Raw genomic sequence first — 1227 nt, forward strand, 5'->3', positions numbered from 1 at the left:
CAGAAACGTTGAATGTTAAGAAAAACCTGATAAAAATAACCCAAAATATGTTAAATTTTGGGCGAAGGATTAAAATATTTCAATTCAACAGTGATTATAAGTTCATTTCCCAAAATTGTCAAAGATATCCTCAGAGAACTACCCAAAAATGATTATCCAGTGTTGAATAGTCGTCTGTTCCTAGAGTGCTGGCTATCTTATGCTTTGGATAACAGTTTAACAAGTATGAGAGATTTATTTAAACGATTAAACAACACAGGATTTGATCTAGATATTTCTACTTTTTCCAAAGCAAGTTCTCACCGCACGCAAAAACCCTTTCAAGCAATTTATCAGAAATTAAATGAGATAGTGCAGAAGAAAACTCACAAAAAATTACATGATAAATATGCAATTTGTCCAATTGATTCAACAATTATTACTTTGACAAGTAAGTTGTTATGGGTATTAGGTCATCATCAAGTGAAGCTTTTCAGTTCCTTAAATCTAGCTACAGGAAGTCTATCAGATAACTTCATCAATTTTGGTCATGACCATGATTATAAATTTGGCTCAAAAATGATGTCTAATCTCCCAACAAATGCAGTTGGAGTAATGGATAGGGGAGGCAGTGCGTTGGGCGGCTCTGCCGACTTGAAGCAACTGCCGTGATTTGCTGGATTAAAATTTATCCAAGAGTTAGTACAAGAAAGCAAATATTTTGTCTTGCGAATAAAAAACAATTGGAAACTAGAATTTGAGGAGCTAACTGGGTTGGTTAAAGTTGGCACGTCTGATGATGCTCAAGCTTATAGAGTGATTAATTTTTGTGATTTAGATACGAAAACGGAGTTTCGCTTGGTAACAAATTTACCAGCCTCGGGAGATGCAGCAGTTACTGATGATGAAATTAGGGATATTTATCGGCTACGTTGGGGAGTGGAACTCTTGTGGAAGTTTTTAAAAATGCACTTAAAACTTGACAAGTTAATTACCAAAAACCTCAATGGTATCACTATACAAATTTATGTTAGCTTGATAGCTTATTTGATTTTACAGATTGTATCTGTTCCCGCACAATGGGGACATACACTATTAGATAAATTCCGCTATTTACAATCTTGTATGTGTCAGAAAATCAGTTATGTTCATTGGTTTGAGGAGATGATGTCATGTTGACTATTTTAGGCTTTTTAAACTTAGTGTACCTAAATATGTAAAGTTTTGTATCAGCATTCAACATTTCTG

At 34.1% G+C, this 1227-nt stretch carries 1 pseudogene; it reads left to right on the forward strand.

The annotated features are described in order from the left end of the window. Positions 1 to 90 precede the first annotated feature (90 nt). Positions 91 to 1158, forward strand: a pseudogene (locus BV375_RS29860) (IS4 family transposase). Positions 1159 to 1227 lie beyond the last annotated feature (69 nt).

Origin of the sequence: Nostoc sp. 106C (assembly GCF_002154725.1) — a bacterium.
Classification (GTDB): domain Bacteria; phylum Cyanobacteriota; class Cyanobacteriia; order Cyanobacteriales; family Nostocaceae; genus Aulosira.